This is a genomic window from Dyadobacter sp. 3J3, from assembly GCF_009801115.1.
Classification (GTDB): Bacteria; Bacteroidota; Bacteroidia; order Cytophagales; family Spirosomataceae; genus Dyadobacter.
Genome location: NZ_VTOL01000025.1, coordinates 1 through 18,628, shown reverse-complemented (window position 1 = coordinate 18,628; position 18,628 = coordinate 1). Strand labels below are relative to the sequence as shown.

15 protein-coding genes and 1 pseudogene are annotated in these 18,628 nt (G+C 39.9%); 13 read left to right on the top strand and 3 right to left on the bottom strand.

The genetic code is table 11. From position 1 onward, the window contains the following. The first annotated feature begins 622 nt into the window (after positions 1-622). The 3 genes from FZF08_RS29840 to FZF08_RS29830 all read left to right on the top strand — a co-directional run bounded on the left by FZF08_RS29840 (position 623) and on the right by FZF08_RS29830 (position 3,722). Complete coding sequence (locus tag FZF08_RS29840; RefSeq protein ID WP_159477963.1) at positions 623-1,885, top strand: ATP/GTP-binding protein; 1,263 nt, start codon at positions 623-625, stop codon at positions 1,883-1,885. 9 nt (positions 1,886-1,894) lie between these two features. Next, on the top strand, positions 1,895-2,647 hold the full coding sequence (locus tag FZF08_RS29835) for an RloB family protein (protein WP_159477960.1): 753 nt from the start codon (positions 1,895-1,897) through the stop codon (positions 2,645-2,647). A 223-nt stretch (positions 2,648-2,870) separates the two neighbouring features. Further along, on the top strand, positions 2,871-3,722 hold the full coding sequence (locus tag FZF08_RS29830) for a hypothetical protein (RefSeq protein WP_159477957.1): 852 nt from the start codon (positions 2,871-2,873) through the stop codon (positions 3,720-3,722). Positions 3,723-3,962: 240 nt separating this feature from the next. Here the strand turns inward: FZF08_RS29830 and FZF08_RS29825 are convergent, their stop codons facing one another. Then, positions 3,963-5,024 carry a hypothetical protein gene (locus tag FZF08_RS29825; RefSeq protein WP_159477954.1) on the bottom strand — a complete coding sequence of 354 codons (1,062 nt, stop codon included), beginning with the start codon at positions 5,022-5,024 and terminating at the stop codon, positions 3,963-3,965. Positions 5,025-5,817: 793 nt separating this feature from the next. Next, positions 5,818-6,540 (bottom strand): SOS response-associated peptidase, encoded by a 723-nt coding sequence (locus FZF08_RS29820; protein ID WP_159477951.1) that lies wholly within the window; start codon positions 6,538-6,540, stop codon positions 5,818-5,820. Between the two features lie 293 nt (positions 6,541-6,833). Here FZF08_RS29820 and FZF08_RS29815 point away from each other — a divergent pair, with 293 nt between their 5' ends. From FZF08_RS29815 to FZF08_RS29805, 3 genes are read left to right on the top strand one after another with little or no spacing between them, the layout of a single operon-like run. Beyond that, complete coding sequence (locus FZF08_RS29815; RefSeq protein ID WP_159477948.1) at positions 6,834-7,247, top strand: hypothetical protein; 414 nt, start codon at positions 6,834-6,836, stop codon at positions 7,245-7,247. Position 7,248: 1 nt separating this feature from the next. Beyond that, positions 7,249-7,692 (top strand): LexA family transcriptional regulator, encoded by a 444-nt coding sequence (locus FZF08_RS29810; RefSeq protein ID WP_159477945.1) that lies wholly within the window; start codon positions 7,249-7,251, stop codon positions 7,690-7,692. After that, complete coding sequence (locus FZF08_RS29805; RefSeq protein WP_229216754.1) at positions 7,656-8,948, top strand: Y-family DNA polymerase; 1,293 nt, start codon at positions 7,656-7,658, stop codon at positions 8,946-8,948. Before FZF08_RS29810 ends, FZF08_RS29805 begins: the two co-directional genes overlap by 37 nt. 245 nt (positions 8,949-9,193) lie before the next feature. Here the strand turns inward: FZF08_RS29805 and FZF08_RS29800 are convergent, their stop codons facing one another. Beyond that, entirely contained in the window at positions 9,194-10,831 is a 1,638-nt protein-coding gene (locus tag FZF08_RS29800; protein WP_159477942.1) for a competence protein CoiA family protein, read from the bottom strand. A gap of 388 nt (positions 10,832-11,219) precedes the next feature. On the opposite strand from FZF08_RS29800, the gene FZF08_RS29795 reads away from it, so the two are divergent. From FZF08_RS29795 to tnpA, 7 genes and pseudogenes are all read left to right on the top strand, one after another. Further along, positions 11,220-11,633 (top strand): hypothetical protein, encoded by a 414-nt coding sequence (locus FZF08_RS29795; RefSeq protein ID WP_159477939.1) that lies wholly within the window; start codon positions 11,220-11,222, stop codon positions 11,631-11,633. Positions 11,634-11,639: 6 nt separating this feature from the next. Then, positions 11,640-12,413 carry a hypothetical protein gene (locus tag FZF08_RS29790; RefSeq protein WP_159477936.1) on the top strand — a complete coding sequence of 258 codons (774 nt, stop codon included), beginning with the start codon at positions 11,640-11,642 and terminating at the stop codon, positions 12,411-12,413. An 18-nt stretch (positions 12,414-12,431) separates the two neighbouring features. Continuing rightward, a pseudogene (locus tag FZF08_RS32165) lies at positions 12,432-13,118 on the top strand (S8 family serine peptidase); the annotation flags it as partial. Next, positions 13,092-13,937 carry a T9SS type A sorting domain-containing protein gene (locus tag FZF08_RS32230; RefSeq protein WP_310590625.1) on the top strand — a complete coding sequence of 282 codons (846 nt, stop codon included), beginning with the start codon at positions 13,092-13,094 and terminating at the stop codon, positions 13,935-13,937. The pseudogene FZF08_RS32165 and the gene FZF08_RS32230, both read left to right, overlap by 27 nt. 963 nt (positions 13,938-14,900) lie before the next feature. Then, positions 14,901-16,820 carry an SIR2 family protein gene (locus FZF08_RS29780; RefSeq protein ID WP_159477933.1) on the top strand — a complete coding sequence of 640 codons (1,920 nt, stop codon included), beginning with the start codon at positions 14,901-14,903 and terminating at the stop codon, positions 16,818-16,820. Positions 16,821-17,162: 342 nt separating this feature from the next. Beyond that, positions 17,163-17,840, top strand: coding sequence for a hypothetical protein (locus FZF08_RS29775; protein ID WP_159477930.1), 678 nt, complete (start codon positions 17,163-17,165; stop codon positions 17,838-17,840). Between the two features lie 179 nt (positions 17,841-18,019). Further along, complete coding sequence (tnpA, locus tag FZF08_RS29770) at positions 18,020-18,457, top strand: IS200/IS605 family transposase (protein ID WP_159477927.1); 438 nt, start codon at positions 18,020-18,022, stop codon at positions 18,455-18,457. The last annotated feature ends 171 nt before the right edge of the window (positions 18,458-18,628 follow it).

Genomic DNA, 18,628 nt, shown 5'->3' with positions numbered 1-18,628 from the left:
ATAAGTAATATAGTTTGAATTTTGTCATTCAGATTGCCGGTAAGCAGTATTTTGCCTGGCTTCCTGGCTGTTCATAATCTCCAAACGGCAACCCTTAATACCATAGAGAAGTGACGAATCCATGGATATTCGTCTACCTTACAATCACATCGCCTTCAAGGCGAATTAGTGTGTGTGGTAATACTTAAGGGATCAGACGGAGTTCTGGTCCTTTTTTCTGAGCTCATCCGATTGTGGTATGGCTCATGAACTTCTGTTGGACCTAAAATATTCCCGATTTTGATATACATATATAAGGTGCTTGTGATCAGGCATTTTTGGCTTATGAAGCTTATTTGCTAAATTCCTTTTGGACATGAGCTACAAACTCTGGGGATACTTCCAGAACTTTACAAATGGTGGTCGTTGAAAAGCCCTCAGAGAGCATGTTGCGGGTATTTCTCAGGATAGCTTACTGAACACCGATTTTTTCTCTCACTTCAATAAAAATATCAAATGTACTAAAAGCACCTTAACCTTCACTTTGTAGTACCGTCAAACAAAGTAAAATTTCAAAATTCGTAGATAAATGACAGATTTGTGAAAAATTGACTCTAACTTTGGTCTGATACGAATATACATCATGGTAATAGAATTCAGCTTAGCAAACTTTCGATCATTCCACGTTCAGCAGACTTTAAGTTTTCGAGCGACGGGACTGACCTCCGAGGTCGATAGTAAAAATCTTATAGTTCAAGATGATCGAAATAAATTCTTGAAAATAGTTGGTATTTATGGTGCCAATGCCAGTGGGAAATCCAATCTTATAAAAGGCCTTAGCTTTTTTCAAGATATGGTTGATGGATCTTTGGAGTCTGATGACGTTTTATTGTTCGGAATAAATCCATACAAACTAGCCTCAGAAAAAGAAAATAATTCTGGCTATTTTCAGATGGTTTTGTCTCTTGATGATAAGAAGTTTCGTTACGGGTTCACTTTAGATAGCAGATCCGCTATTCAAACGGAATGGTTATTTGGCCCAGCGCAAAAAAATGAAACTTTTTATTTTAAACGGAGGGGAAACGAAATCGAAATCAATCAAGAATTTTTCAAAGAAGGTGATGGCCTTCCGAAAGATAAATTGAGAAAGGATACTTTATTTTTGACTTTTTGTACTTCATACGATGGCCCTACGTCAAAAAAAATCAGAGATTTCATTAGTGACAAAATCCTAATAGAGCCTTCTAAGGCATCACGACCTCAAAGGTCTTTGCGATTTATTACCAGAGGCAGAAATAGGGAGACAACTGACAGGCTTATTAATAATGGCAATAAGGAAGTTGTATTGGGCTGGCTGAGAGAGGCTGGTTTGACATACACCGATGTATCTTTAGAAGATGTTGAGGTAATGAAGAACCTAACAATAAACCGTGTGAGGCTACAGAAAAGTGTATATGATCAAAAAGGAGAGCAATCTGGAAGTATTCAAATGGATCTGGATTCAGATGAGTCAGAAGGGACGCAAAAGTTTTATTCCTACATTGGTGATTTATATGAACGATTCCAAACCGGCGGTATGTTTGTGTCAGATGAAATTGACAGTAATTTTCACCCATCATTATTAAGAAGATTAATTTGTCTTTTTCAAGATGTCGCCGTGAATAAGCTCAATGCCCAGCTTTTGTTTACCAGTCATGATACAAGTCTAATGAGTCCGGACTATATGCGTCGGGATCAATTTTATTTTACTGAAAAAACAGTTTACGATGAGACCAGGCTCTATTCGTTGGCAGACTTGCGGGGTATAAGGAATAATGCTGATTTTGCGCGTCAATACCTGGGAGGCTTTTATGGCGCTCTACCTCAGTTAGGTAATTATTTGTCGGATAAAGATATTACTAATTAAGTTCAGCAAATGGAAGTCGATCCTTGGGATATAAGAATCAGTGATCAAAGAGTTGAAGATCAGTTAATTACTTTTATAATATTTTGTGAAGACGAAGTTAGTGAGCCATTGTATTTTCGATCGTTTGGAAGTGATCGTGTGAAAATCAATGAGATCCCAAATCAACGCAGTAAAAAATTGAATCTAGAAAATGCCATACAAAAGTGTACCGAAGACGGATTGATGCATTTTGACGGAAAAAGGCATAAAGTTTTAGATTCAATCGATGAAAAAATTTGGTGTGTCTATGATCGGGATCTCGAGCACACAGATTTAACCCAAATAAAAAAGGTAAACGATCTGCAATTTGATAATGCAATAAGTCTTGCAGAAGATGCGGGCATCAGGGTCGCATGGAGCAATGATTGTTTCGAGCTTTGGATTTTACTTCATTTTGAGGAAGTGGTAAACGATCAGGCATTTCACAGGGACTTTGTTTACGAAAGGCTTACGGAGGTTTTTAAAGCAATTCCTAATCAACATGAAGATTTGGCACGTATTACAGGCCACCCAGATTTTTACTATAAGAATAATTTTAAAAAGCGCTACGACTTCTTAACTAGTGTATTGCCTTTATTAAAGGAGAGACGAGATGTGGCAATTGAAAGATCAAAAGTTTTGCAAGCTCATTTTGCTCAAACGAATCCTGCCTATCATCTGCGGAACCCTTGCACAATGGTCCACGAATTAGTCCTTTCAATCCTTGACGCGGAGAGGAATTAACGATATTCTTATTCGCTGACGATATTATATTTCAGATTGAACATCCATATTTGATCAAGTGTATTGACAGAGTTAATTGTGTCTCAATTCAAAAAAAACCATGATCTGCTAATCCTTTTTTATTTTGTGAAGAGCCGTGGGGCCGTAAATTGTTTACGTTTTACGGATGAGATCTTAGATTGGAATAAATTTTCAGCTGAAGACATTTCGTAATATAGCAAGATTGATGGCAAAAAGAAAAGACTACTATACCAAAGAATATCTTGATGGACTTGGTGATAGTGAAGCTGATGTTGAAACCAAGATAGAGATTCTTGACCGGTTAAGTAATAGATTGAGGATGAGTGTTCCAGATCTGACTCCCGACGAAAAACACTGGGTTTATGATTCCATACTTGCTAACGCTGAACATTTCAAAAACCAGGATAGCCATTGGGAGGAAAGAATAGCAGATTTAGCACATCCTGCTCTTCGGGATTCCCGTTTCATATACTTGCTTCTAAATTGCGAGTATTCAAATGATATCAATGGACATCGGCTACATCGCCATTTGCGTGAGAAGAAGTTTACAGCTTGGGAAAATGAGGAAAATGTTGTGTTTCTGAATGAAGTAGCGATTGAGTGGAAGGATATCTTAAAGCTCAGAAATCACAGAGATCAATTACTACAAAGGACCTGCATTGAAGCAGAAAGCATCATAGAGGAGGAAATGGATGCTGTTCAAGACAATGGAATGGGTTATTTTCTAAGGGAAGCATACCGTAAACAACTCACCTTGCTGTATAAATATATCTATTTACGTGGCCTAGAGGTCGTCCGGGATACAAATGAACATCAATTTACCATTGGTCAAAATACGATAATCTACGATTATGAAAGTTTCGTTCATTTGGGAAGGCACATCGCCCCAAGCGTCAGACCAGGCTTAATCGGCAAATCCAATTTTAGTCAGCAATTTCTTTTAGGAAATGTTCATAGCACCCTGAAAGAAACATTTGATAAGATAAGGGAAAGTGGGAAAATAGCAGACATTCAAATTAATAGAGATACCAATACTCAACTTTTTTTGAATTAAATGGAGTGACATATAGCATTTGGATTGGATCAGTAACCGAAGATGGAGAAGTCATAAACCGCTTATCCTCAATCTATCCCTCCGAGGATTTAGCTGAAATTGAAAAGAGGAAAAACATGACAAAAATTGAAATCGAATCTGGCCTCTATTTTTTTCATTGATAGAATTACCTTAAAGATTGACTTTCGAAAACAACTAACCACGTCATCTAATGTCTTATGACGTAGCGGAACCAGATTTTTAGATCACATTACAATCACGTAATACCAGGTTCGTGAAATTCAGTAAAGGGTCTGTGAACGCGTATAACTGTAAGACGTCGGTTAATTTTAATTTTTCGGTGCTGAAACTTACTGGTTTACCTTTTACGTTTACGGGAAACCTAAACTGCCTGGAATTACTGTCCAGTTCATGAATTATCCCATTAAGCTTGCCATATTGGTCCAGATATTCTTCAAGTTTTGTTGCGACATCATCTTGTAGAGTAGAGGTATCAAGTTTCTTTAAAAATTCCGTATAAATACGAAAAAGCCTGGATAAAGAATGTTCATTGCCGATATCATCGGCGCTGATTAATGGCGACATAATGCTGGCTTCGATAATACAGAATTTCAATGCCAATTCCAGGGAATGCCTGAGCATGAACATCAACGGTAAATACAGTAAGTTTGTGCTGTATCTTCCTTCCATGACACCATTAATCAGCAAAGCAACGGTATCGTCATAATGCGTCCTAATTTGCCCCAATCCCTTGCATTCACCCATATGTAGGGTTAAATTCCAGTCATTTCTTCGATTATAGTAATCAAAGATTGGGGCTATCGGCTGTACATTGAAATTTTCTTCCTGGTTAGACACCATCAGATTATGAAGCTCCAGAATCCTGGCAACGTTAATAGTAATTCCATCATCGAAAAAGGGACCTCCCGTGTCGTTGTTCAAATAGTATCGATATGATGATCCATCTGGGTCAAAATCAACCAGTTTAATAATTTTCAATAGCTGAGGTGGCGTTTCCAATCCCTTGACTAGTTCAGTGAAATCATGAATATTATAAATTTCAAGGCCATTTTCTTGCAGATTATATTTTAGACATAGTTCTAAGTTGTGTCTGAGCAAAAACATAATGGCACGCCCTCTCGGATTAAAAGCGTAAGACATCGTTAGTCCGGTTTCAAAGATTTTATTCAAGGCATAGCTGTAAGACTCATAATAATATTTCCAGCTGCTGATAGGACCTGGGGATACTTTAAACTTTTTTTTTATGTCTTTGTCGTCGAAGTTGAAATGTTGTAAAACCATTTTGGAAGTAGTTGCAATTGTTTTGTCTGATTTACATTTGTTGAAACCCGCCTAATCCGGATGATCTAAAGCCATCCCTACTATGAGTCCAGCAATCGGTTTAGCTCAAAAAAAATTATCAAGTTTGCTATTAATCATTAAATGCCTTGCTATGATTTTTGCTGGTAATCTTTCGTTGTCTGCATCTTACGGTGCCGAAAAATAACACCATTTAACAGGGTGCTGCCCTTTCTAATAATTTATTTATCTTAGAAATCGAAATATGATAACAAAGTTCTGTTTTACAGGGTATTGAAAACAAAAGCCTTGTTAATGAATACCGAATGTAAAGTAACTTCCAGTGAAATCTTATGGCTAGCCTGACCGGTGGAAGGATGGTTGTTTGCCAACTGCCTTTTTTTGCGAGTACAGGCACGCAAAAATGCTGTCCAATTATCTGCAAAGTAATGAAAATCCTACGGCAGTTCATCCATCTGAAACGAACTTGGAGGTTGAGAAATACCTTCCTGTTTTGGCTGATATAAAATACCCTTTGAAGTAACAATGTTCCGGGATGGAACATTGTTTGAAGCCCTCCCGGCTGGACCTATCGAGTATCATCCGGCGGTCTCATTGGATTTGCATTTGATCCAGTGTCGAATCAAATGATTCCAGGTGGACCGATAGCAATTCACTGAATTTTTTGGCGTTTGACACCGATGCAGCCGTGGCACTCGCAGACCAATCCAGGCTGCGTGCGGTAAATTGAGACTGGCCGACTCTGCCATAAGATCACACAGTTCTTTCTCTAATTTTAATCCAATCCAAAAAGGTCCTTATAATCGAAAGCAGGACGCTCGTATGGCAATATTGCCCCAGGAACGTTTGTATCCTCCTTTGCATTGTAAATTCCGTCGACGGTGCGATAGGCTTCCAGTTTTTCGTCTGGATAATCAAAATTCATTATGCCTTCTACTTCGCTACGCGTCAGATTAGGAATCAACCAGGATAACGCCGCATTTCCTGTTAGTATCAACGGTTGCCGCTCGCCATCGTTATGCACTTTCGCCATTAGCGGAGTTGCGTCCTTGGTTACAATCGCAAAAGTAGGGATGCCCTGAAAAACATTGTAAATCGCACCGAGCGCAAAAAACTTTTTATCCTTCGGTTTGATATACCAGGACTCATGTTCCTTGCCGCCGATTACCGGATAATGAGGTTCGAAAAATCCAGTACATATTACCAGGCACCGGTTTCCCCAATATTGCCGGTATGAAGTTTTGTCAAAAAGTTCGTCGTTTCTCGCGTTCAATGTATTGGCCTTCCAGTCTTTTTCATCTTTCACCCATCCAGGCACAAGTCGCCACCGGTATGCGGTAAGTTCTCGAGGATTCTCCATGCTAATAACCGGCAGATATGGTTTCTCGAAGCCGTTGAAATCGTATTTTTTCTTGAACAACTCGAGCTTTGTTTCCGGAAGCCGAAATTCGCGGGCGATATCGCTCGCGTCAAATTCATTCGAGACGTGATAACACATAATTTTTCGAATTTTTTCTATCAAACATGAATTTAAGAATTCTGTAACGAAAACCATGCTAGCAGAATTTCTGGCCGTAAATCAATACAATTTGCCGTCAATCAAGTGAATATACGTCCGACTGCTTCGGAAAATATTTTTGAATCCGATATTGGCAAACGCAAAAAAAAACGGTAACATTGGTATCTATTGAATCATTTTAATGATACTTAAAGTATCATTTTGTTTTTAGGTTCTAAACGTCAGTGTATTATGTAAGTGAGGATAATTTTCAACATTAATCAACAAAAATTATGAAAACTATTGATGAATCAAATATTATCGAAGAGCAAGAGGGACTTGTCGTAAATTTTCTGGACAACGACATCGACCGGGATTCATTTGCCAGGATGACTTTTAGAATGGACATTTTTTGCAGTATTCCCATCTTCGTTTTCGAGTTTTCTACATCGGAACAGTCATTGATTCTGCCTGTCCGGTTTTGGAAAAACTCAAAGCTGATTGGTTCCGGTCAGCTCAAAATCAGAATCCAGATCCTTGATAGAGATCGCAAAGTACGTCACGAACGGGAATTCCTGTTAACGGCTATTCAAGCAGCGAAAATTCAAATTGCCAGAATTGAGCAAAATAAGCTTCAACCCGGCCAACTGGATGCCATAGAAGATTACATTTATTCAGATTTCATAGGGATTATGACTTTGAGTTGATATGATGTTTTCACTAACTGGATCAGGGTTTGTTGAAGTCTTTCCGGCCGAGGTCACCACATCACTGGATCTTCCCGTGATGCCTGGTCTGACAGCCGGCTTTCCATCACCGGCAGCCGATTTTATTGACCTGACCATTGATCTGAACAAGGAGCTGATCAAGAACCCGTCTTCGACGTTTCTTGCCCGGATCGACGGCGATTCTATGAAAGATGTCAACATCTGTCACGGCGATATCGTCGTGATCGACAAGAGTCTGGATGCTACCGAAGGCAGAATCATTGTCGCATTTCTCAATGGTGCATTCACCGTCAAGCGCATACGTTTCGAGAAAAAGGGATGCTGGCTTGTTGCTGAAAATCCAAAATACCCGGCAATCTGGGTGACAGACGAGAGCGACTTCCAGGTATGGGGCATTGTTGTACATGTAATAAAATCCTTCTGATGTTCGCCCTGGTCGACTGCAATAACTTTTACGCTTCATGCGAACGACTTTTCCGGCCAGATCTGGTTGGGAAACCGATTGTGGTGCTGTCCAACAATGACGGCTGCGTTATTGCGCGTAGCAACGAAGCCAAGGCCCTGGGAATCAAAATGGGCGTTCCTGCATTCGCCTTTGATGGGCTGTTTAAACAACAAAAAGTGCACGTATTTTCATCTAATTACGCCTTATATGGCGATATGAGCTCTCGTGTAATGAGTATTTTAAGCGCCTTCACGCCAGACATTGAAGTTTATTCAATAGATGAATCATTCCTGCGATTCGATGGTTTTGACTATTTCAGTTTGCATGAGATTGGAATGAAAATGCGGAAGGCCGTAAGCCAGGGAACCGGAATACCAATTTCCGTAGGTTTTGCACCTACAAAAGCATTGGCAAAACTTGCCAACAAGATTGCCAAGAAACGTCCGGAAACGGGAGGTGTTTACGTTATTGATTCTGTCGAAGGACTTGAAAAAGAAATAGCCACATTTACGATTGACGACGTTTGGGGTATCGGTCCGCAACACTTCAAACGCTTGAAAGGCATGGGAATCAAGACGGTACTGGAATTTACACAGCTCCCGGACCAGTGGGTGAAAAAGCATATGAGCATCGTCGGCCTGCGACTAAAACGAGAACTGGCAGGCATCCGCACACTGGACCTGGAAGAAGCAAAGCCAAAGAAAAACATAGCAGTAACCCGGAGCTTTAACGAAAACTACACCGATTTTGAAAAGGTTAAAGAACGGGTGATCACCTTTGCAACCATCTGCGCCGAACGGCTCCGGCAGCAAGATTCATATTGCAACGTGATTCAGGTATTCATCCACACCAACAACTTCCGACCGGATCAGCCACAATACAACCGGATGATTACCGTCGAACTACCGTTTCCGACTAATAGCGGTATCGAGCTCGCCCACTTCGCGGTCGACGCACTCAACCGGATTTACAAAACCGGGTTTGGCTACAAAAAAGCGGGGGTATTGGCAATGGAAATAACACCCGCAGCCCAAGCCCAGCGGATGATTTTCGAAAACTCTGACCCACGCCATGCTCAACTGATGGCAGTCATGGACAAACTAAACAAAGCACTAGGACAGCAAAAAGTAAAACTGGCCTCTCAGGATCTGGACAGAGTCTGGAAAATGAAGCAGGAAAGATTGTCTCCCAGGTACACTACCAGGTGGTCAGAAATTATTACCATCAAGTGTTAGCACATGTAAAATTGCTTAATGTCGAATTCGTTAGGTACTTTATATATACTACTTTTGCCTATACAACATTTGATCGCTTGCTGACCATAGTAATTATTTAGATATTTTGTAAATCTTGGCTTCTGGTTGATTGTTTAATTGTAATGAGTTGGTCGGCATTTCTATGAAACTAGGAATTCGAGGATTGTTGATTAGTAGGGAAATTAGAAACTCGCTCTGCCATTTTCTGTAAGAAATCTTTCAGATTAAATCCAAGTCTTGTAAGATCCCGTATTAAGTTCTTTTCTAGCAGCTTGCAGTCGTTCGTATAGTTTGGCAGCAACAGGGATAGTGTCCAATAATCCCCCTGCTTCAACAAGTTCCTTAATCTGTCTGTTGAGGCGGGGTGTTCGCTTAAAATCTCTGTTTTTAATTGCTCCAGCTGAGATCTCTCCGAGGCGGTCAATGTCTCCTCTAAGGTTACTTTCAGCTCTGCCAAGCTCTTCTCGAAATCCGTTTTCTCTTGTTTCAATTTCTTTTCTGACTTTTGTCTCAAGCTCGTCAGACTCATCTGGAAATCCTGCCATCTGTTGTTCAATTCGCTGGATTTCTCCATCAGTTGTTGCGATTTTTCCGATAGTGACTTCTGTTTGGCTTTCAATATTACCCTCTTCGGTTCTAATTGACTGCTCAAATTTTCCTTCATCTGCGCGGAGTTTTGCAATTCGGTCTGATAAAGGCTCTGGATCTGCTCCCGATTCTCGTATTCTTTCTTCAAGCTCGTCAATTTCGTGCTGGCTTGTTGATCGATATGTCCTTTCTTCAATTTTAAGTTCCCGATCTTTGCGTTTATATCGTTCTTCCAGATCAGCGTATTTTGCTCTAAATCGACTATCTGCGAGGATAAAATTTGATTCAATTTCGTCAAGTCTGACTCTCTCTGATTCAAATCCTTCTGATACCTCTCCTTCAATTCTTGCCTGTAGTTCTCGCCATTGCTTTCGAGCTGCTGTTGTATTTCTCTCAGTGCGTCGTATTTTAATGTTGATTGATTCTCTAGCGCTTGTAAATTGTTCAGATTCCAAATGTCTTCTAAATCTGCGTATAGCTTCATTAATTTCGAATATTTTGCATTCGAATGTCCTTTCAAATTTGACAAGTCGCTCTTCGAATTCATCGCCAAATGATACTTCCTCGCTAGCTCTAAGGGGAACATATTGGTACTCGGTGCTTTCGCGCTCATAGTTGTAAACCCATTTTGTTCGGGTTGTTTTAGTAAATGTCTCTTCTATTTCTTCGGATGGTCCGTTAGGCAGGCTGACCTGAATTGTGTCAAGGCCTAGATTCCTAATCCTTTGGTGTTTATCATCGTTAATCTTATGTGTTGCTACTAATTCGATCAAAAGGATCGGTTTGCCTGCTGAGTCAAAAAATGTAATATCGGGCTGGATCATCAAATGCTTAGCCGTATCAGTCTTCCATTCAGGATTCTTTCCCCAAATAATTTGCCCATTCTCATTTTCAAAAAAGGGCATTTCAATTGCCACCGTATCAGCTTCCACCACCCAGGAATCCCGAATAATGTTTACGGACCCATTTTGTCCTTCACTTGGATATTTCCTCAGTGAAGGCACCTTTATCTGTTTTAGTCGTTGCAGTATTTCCTTGCCAAGTTTATGCCTGAAAGTTTCTTCCGAATAAGTGCACTTGCCTGATTTAGATTTATCCTGTGGGTCATGAGCAAAGTGAGGTTTGTTAATCTCGCCTTTTTTTGCAATCATTCTCTGGCGACACCCTGTACAAAAATATCCCTTCCGTCCCCGATCGACCTGTGATATATGTCGGATTCGGTCTTGCAGGTCGAGTGCCCAGGAATGGTCATCATGGTCATATTGTTCTTTCATGGAGGATTATCTTAAATAAACATAGTGTCTCAAAGTAACAAAGTATAAATAACACTATTTTGAATCAAAATGCTACTATTTTGTATAATACCTGGATTGATTGTCACCAAAAAAACTTGACGGTGAAGAGCATTGCCAGTGTTTTGTTTTGGTTGATAAATTCCGAATTGACTGAATATGCCGAAAAAATGCTGGTTTTGATCATCAGCGCTAGATGGTCTTAGCTTTGTGTCAGACAACAATTGCAACTTATGGAGTATGCAAGTATTTGTTCTGTGATCTACAAATAAAATTAATTAAAAAAAATATTGTAATAGTTACAACGATTTTACTTTTTTATGTGTCTACAAATTTCATTGTTATATCCATTTCTCAAACCTGAATGATTATGGAGCTGTTTACGACACTGGTAGCATTTTTTGCAATGGGAGCAATACTCTCATGCACGGACGACGCTGTTCAAAGTACTGATGATTCAACCTGTCTTCGAGCTAAATTCATCTCCAACTATTGTCCTGCCGACAAGCCACTTCACTTGATACAATTTCTGTCGCCAACTGAATTAGCGACAGCTTACAAGTCCCAGACTTCGGATACTACTTATTATTTTGCCGCAGTTTTGGATTTGCCAGAATCCGTTCAATACGCTGACACAGAATTTTACATTGAATCGCATTACGACCAGGCGGCTGAGACGAAGCATAAACCTACTGTTTGTCAAGCCATTTTTAGCCCTGTGAAAATCATTGTGTGCGATGTGGCTTCAAAACAATCCTGTGAAAATTCATTAACTAAACGCTAAATATTTATGAAACACAATTTGCTCTCCATCTGGATCATCGTAATGATCCAGGGTTCTGTTATGGGTCAATCATCATATTATTGGAGCATTGACAAAAAAATTCCGGTGGATCTTAACTATCAAATTGTCTCGGTACCATATGAAGGTACTGCAGACATAAGAGCTACTGCGTCCAAGTTTGGATTCAAGGAAAGTGATGTCAAAGAGGTAAGCCGGGCTCATAATAAGATAAACAGGATCGACTTTACCAATGCGTTATCTGTTGCCTCTCTTTCGGATGAGGCTAAGAAACAAATTATTCCCTCTATGAATATTGGAAAACAGGCTATCCCCATATTTCTAACGGGCGAAATAACAATTCAGCCTAATGGAAGTACCCGAATTGATGAAATTGTTAAAAAATATGGACTAACGTTGATCAAAAAGCTAGAATATGGTCCTTATCTGATGAAGGTTCCGGAGCCTTCAAAGACTTTGGAGATCGCTAACAAAATACATGAATCGGAACTCGTAGAATGGGCAAGCCCTGATCTATTGACAAAGACCATTACCTTTAATGACCCTCTTTATACTGATCAATATTATTTAAAAAATACAGGACAGCTTGGGGGGACAGCGGGTATCGACATTAAGGCAGAAGATGCCTGGGGGATAACAAAGGGCTGTTATATTAGGGTTGCCGTCCTTGATGAGGGCATAGATGGACATGACGAATGGAACAATGGCCGTTTCTTAGGAGGACTTACTGCCGGTTCTCTTAATACAGGAGGGGCGCCATAGGTTGCTTCCGATGGGCATGGAGTTGCCTGTGCTGGCATTATCGGTGCTTCGCATGATAACAACGTGGGCGTAAAAGGAGTCGCACCCAATGTTTACCTCATCTCCGTAAATATCCTGAGAAATCCTGTGACGGGTAATGGGTTTACCGGATCAGAAATCGGCGCAGCAATTACTTGGGCGGTGGCCTCAAACGGGGGTAATGCCGACATATTGAGCAATTCTTGGGGCGTTCCGATTCAGGGCTATTCAGAGAGTAACATCACAGCCGCCTACAATTCCGCAAGGACTACCGGCAGAGGTGGTACAAAAGGGGCAGTTTTAGTATTTGCATCAGGCAATAGTAATCTAGCTTGGTCGGGTGTTAGTTTTCCTGCCAATATACCAAACAATATCGCTGTTGGTGCAATAACTAATCAAGGTGCCATATGGAATTATAGCTCCAGAGGCTCGGAAATGGACCTGGTTGCACCCTCAGGTGACGTAAGTTTGCTAGGTAATCTTACCACGACTGACAGAATGAATACCAATGGCCATGAAACCGGGAATTACACAAACAGATTTGGAGGTACATCAGCAGCTTGCCCGCAGGTTGCGGGTGTTGCAGCATTGATGCTGTCTGTCAATCCTGCATTAACGGAAGCGCAGGTCCGAACTAAACTACAGCAGACTGCAACAGATATGGGCTCAGCCGGCTTCGATAACACTTTCGGTTATGGCCGCGTTAATGCGTACGCAGCCGTAATGTCTGCATTGCCAAGCGCATTTATAACTGGTCCTGCGCAGATCTGTCCGTCAGGTTCATATTCGGTGACGAACATACCGAGCGGATCAACAGTAGAATGGTCAAGCAGCAACACTGGTGTGCTGACTATTAACGCATCGACTGGTGCCGCAAGTCGGGTAGGAGATGGTCAGGTGACAATTACCGCGACCATTTCATATTTTAGTGGTTGCCCCGGTTTTCAATTAACGAAAACAATCAATGTCGGAAAACCTACTATCAGTTTTACTGTTAATGGTCAACCTTTTCAGAACGGTCAGGTTTGTGTAGGTAGCTCAAATTATATCGACATTGTCGGTCATGATCCAATGAATTCCTACACATGGACGCTGCAACCCGGGTCAACCGGAAGCCTGAGTGGTTCAGGTTCGAGCGCAACGTTTTCAAACAATAGTATAGCCTGCTCCGGTATCAGCGTTGTTGCATCTAATTCTTGTGGAACGACTAATACTGGGCTGACTATTTGCACCAAAAACTGTTTTATGGCAGCTTACAATGTCTATCCGAATCCGGCCAAAGATTATCTAAATATCACATTTGGTGATGTCAAGACGACAACAGCTTTGCCTGAGCAAGTTATTCTTTATGGTGAGCAGTCAATGGCACCCATAAAAAGCATATCAGTAAAAGATGTTTTTGAGCAAGGAACGTTCAAAAATGGTAACACTATTGAAATGCAAGTGAAGGATTTACCGCGTGGTACTTATTACCTGCACGTTGTGCCACAAAAAGATTCTGACTGAAAATTGACAAGATCAGAATTATCCTGGAATGACATTCTTACATTTCTGACGAACATTCTCGGGGAGCCAGGCATTTGCCTGACTCCCGTTTTTTGTAGGTCATCGAGTAAAAATGAACTTGGTGCAGCAATCCAGCAAACCAACAATCGAGCGATTACAATGAAGACTGAATCTTATTCCTACTATTTCCGAGAAATTTATAGGCATTCAGTGGAAATGTATAAGGCTAGCGATGCCCTCAGCCGGAATTTTGTGTAAAATCATTACAATTCAATAATGACACAGAAAAGTTCTGAGATAGCAAAACGAGCTAGCTTTCAGTCTAACAATATTAAAGTTGCTGCTAGTCTTTATCACCGGGCCGAAAGCAAGATTGATAAAATCCTTTATCTGCTACTTTAAGTTGCATATTTGGCAGCTGGAGTAAAAGAAAAAGATGCAGCTGTCTACGCCAAATACTTAGCCGAAAAAGGTTTTGTCAGCTTAACGTTTATGCCGCCCACAAGGGAGAAGGCGAAGAAACACCACGCATGGATGACCCGGCATAGGTAATGTGGCTAGATATTCTTTACATTTCTTTTTATGTAGCATACCGAGTCCGATTCGGCCTCTGTTTGCAAAATTTGGTTCCCACCAAAATCCTGCGAATATTAGCAAGCCTAAACGTTCTAATTAAATTATTGGTGAAGAATGCAGCGCCATCCCTGAGCTAGGGTGAAATTCTTTTTAATTTAATAGATGGCAACCTTCAGGCTTCGGAAATTTTCGGATCAAGTAGAATATATCCACAGGTAAGCTACGGAACTATTAGTTTTAAAGTAACTGCTGTTCTACTTCATTAGAATGGAAAGTTGAAGAAGAAATAAGGCGAAACTAAGGACTAAGCTTATCGATTGCAATTTAATTAGAATTATTGTTTTAGAATTCCCTAATTTATTAAAAAATAGATCATAAATATATCGAATGTCTAAGGAAAGGCTGTTTAAATTGATACGTACGGAAAGGGTTGCGTTATTTGTGGGTTCGGGTATGTCATGCTACGCTGGTTACCCCAGTGCCAGTGCTTTTAAAAATAACATTTTAACGCAAATTAATCGACCCGAAGATTACCGGCTTAATGCAGAATCTTCCTTGTTGGATGTCTCTGAAGCTTTGGTTTCACAATCCGGTACAAAAAGGACGCTTAATAAGCTTGTGATAGATGTTTTTGGCAAAAAACCTGTGGATACATCAATTCATGATACCATTGCCAAAATCCCCCATTTCAAAACAATAATAACAACTAACTACGATCGACTTTTTGAAATTGCATATGAACGCAGAATTAGTCCGGTGATTACTGACCAGGATTTAACCTATACAGATAATTTTCAGGTTGAGCTTTTTAAAGTGCACGGCTGCGTTACAAGGCCGGAAAGGATCATTTTATCGAGAAATGACTACAACAATTTTTTTGTTGAAAATCTTGATCAGTCGCTTTACTGGACAGTCGTTAAAGAGAGAATTATATCCAAGCCAGTTGTGTTTATCGGTTACAGCCTTGGTGATGACAATATCAACATTATTTTGGATAGAATCTTTAAAGCCTTAGGTGATCACAAACATGAGTGTTTCTTGGTAGCGCCTGGTTGGAATATGCCGGATCAAGTGGCTTTGGCCAGGAGAAATATTACCTATGTAGACAGTGGGGCACAGGAATTTTTTGATGAATTAACGAAAGATATCAAAGAAAATATCTACAGTGATTTCAAAAGTGACTTTATTAACGCCGAGACGCTGCAAGACTTTATTGCCAATTACAATCTGAACTTACAATTAACAGGGGTAAAGGGTCCCAATAAGACTGTATCCATCATTCCTGCAGGGCCAGAAGTAAACGTTTTGCTGGAGTTTAAAACTGATTTAGAAGTTGCAAAAATTATTCGCAAATACATCAATAGCGATTCATTTGATGAATTGATACTTAAGAATGATCAGATCAAAAATTTTTCAGTTTCTTTGGAAGGAATTCGTGTGCCGGAGGATATCTCCGAGCTTTTCATAAGTCCAAGCCCTACAAGAACAATAATTGGAGATATTCGTTTCGATGATGATACAGCCTACGAGCAAGTTGAGTTCAGCATCTACTCCAAAAAAGATAAGACAAAAGTATCCTTCACAATCAAGAGATCTAAAATTGAGATTTTAATTGATCGTAAGCGAAGTACGATGGGGGCAAGCGGCAAGGTTTTCTTGGATTATTCATGCGTTCATGAAGAAATCTGTGGATCTGTCAAAGAAGAGATTGAAAATTTCCAGTTTTTATGTAACGCATTTGGTGGTCATCGGTTTAAACTATTTGTTGATAATAAGCCGATTTTTGAAGGGGCTTTGAATAAAGACACTGTTTCACATAAGAGTTGGCAGGGCTATCAAGAGCATTTCATCTTATTAAAAAAAATCGAAAAGTTTAAATCACTTTCGTTTTCTGGTTTAAAGTTTAATGATATCATTCAAGCAAATTGGGAAAATGCAAGATTTGTATGTAAAGCACTGGATGGCGAGCAAATAGAACAAGAATGGAAAAAAGAAATGGATGTTTGGGTGAATGAGAAAGACACTGAAGTAATGATGAGTGTTAAAAATCTGTCATCGAGCGAAAATGCATTTATGTTTTCAGGAAAAGAAACATTCTTACCCGTACATGATCAACAGATCAATATTGGATATTCTACATTTATTGTCCAAAAGCCATCTTTAACCCGGCAAGGAAATGTGGATAACAGGGGGTTAACTTGTTATAAACTAACTAGTTCGTCTCAGACTATTCATTTGCTTTTTACAAAACAATATCAGGGTGCTCCTGATGGGAAAGAAAACGCTAGCTTAACATACATAGGGTGATTATTGCTTTTGGTTGCCAGAAATCGGAAATGTACTCTGATTGGGGCATGTCTTTTAAAATAGAGACATTCTCCGTACATACAATTCATCTAAAAAGAAGTCATTTTTTAATCGGTATTAAGATTTGCCTCTCCAGTGAGTATGGCGTCGAAATTGGCGAGCTTTTCAAGAATTAATTCCTGCGCAAATTGAGCCGCGATTTTGGACACTTTATTGAAAAGCCGTTTCAATATGCCTTGTCTTAAACTTTATCCGTTAAATAAGTTGCCAAACTAATAATGCAAGTAATTTGTAAATTTGAGAACCTTGAAAAGTTACGGAAATTCTTAAACTTACTGTTAAATGGCTTTTTTCAACTTTCTCGATGATCACGCTGATCTGATAGGTGTTCTGTTAACAATGCTAATATTTACACTTGGGCTGTTAATAGAAAGAAAGACCAAGAAGATTCAGACTGCCCTAACATGGAAGGAGTTTAGAGAGCCAATAATTAATTTTTCCAATGAAGTTATTTTTACATTGTCAGACGCAGCAGCGTTGTGTGAAACGGATCATGTTAAATACGGACCCGATGAGTATTGGAAGAAATATAGTTCCTTGCTAACAAGCCAATCTTCGTTTATTGATCGAGCTAGACTTGTCATCCCGAACTTGTATTTAGCTGATGATTCTGCATACGGCGGTCTAAGGCATAAAGCTCTTGATTGTCTTGTTGCTGGTTACCAGGTATCTAAGCTGATTAATTACTATAGCGCGGGGTATAATGTACTCCCAGTAGCAGACGTGAATAACCCCATACATAAAGCTCTGAAAAAAGCGCTTGCTAAGCTTCCGGATCAAAATAGTATTTTAAAGATAGAAGACCCCAAAAGTTTTACGGGGTGGTCGTGTAAAAGAGCGTTGATTGAGATAAAACGTCAGTATGTGAATGAAATTAGCAATCTTATTCAAGCAAGACAATGGGCAAATGATATTCTTAAACTTTCTGAAAAGAGTGGCATCATAAAATATGATCTCTGAGAAAGTTACCTAAATTTTAGTATCGCTGATTCAAGATGCGGTTCCAAACAAATGAGCTTGACGTTGCTGATTATGACGTATGAGACTTCGGCCAACATTTTTTATTGGTCACAGGGATAGTTAAAACTATGCAATTTATTGCATTTCGCTTTAGCTTCTAAAAATGGTTACTTTGAGCCATGGATTTTCAAAGAGTTAATGGTCATACAGTTTCTCGGTTATCTGTTCATATAGTTTGGGCAACTAAATATCGCTATGCAGTTTTGCAAGGAGATATTAAAATTCGTTGCCGTAGTCTTCTGATACAAATATGTGAGGCCGAAGGCATACAAATATTGAAAGGAGTTGTATCTAAGGACCACGTTCATATGCATGTTGAATATCGTCCCTCACAGGATATAAGCACTATTGTCAAACTTCTAAAAGGCCGCAGCTCTGGTAAACTCCAACTTGAATTTCCAGAATTGAAGAAGCGTTATTGGGGCCGTCATTTTTGGGCCATTGGTTTTGGTTGTTGGAGCACGGGTAATATTACTGACGAAATGGTCAATGAATACTTAGAACATCACCGGAATCCAAACCAAAATGGCAACGAAAATTTCATCATAGGGGATTGAGCGTTGCCTGACTTTCAGTCTGTTTTTTTAAACTATGGACTTGTTGGATATTCCGGAGCATGTTGACCCCCTAAAAGCCGGAATGTTTTGGAATGTTAAAGTAGCCTGATTCGCTGGAATCGCCTGCCATTCCGGCACATGTTGACCCCCTTGAAAGTTGAGAACGGAACG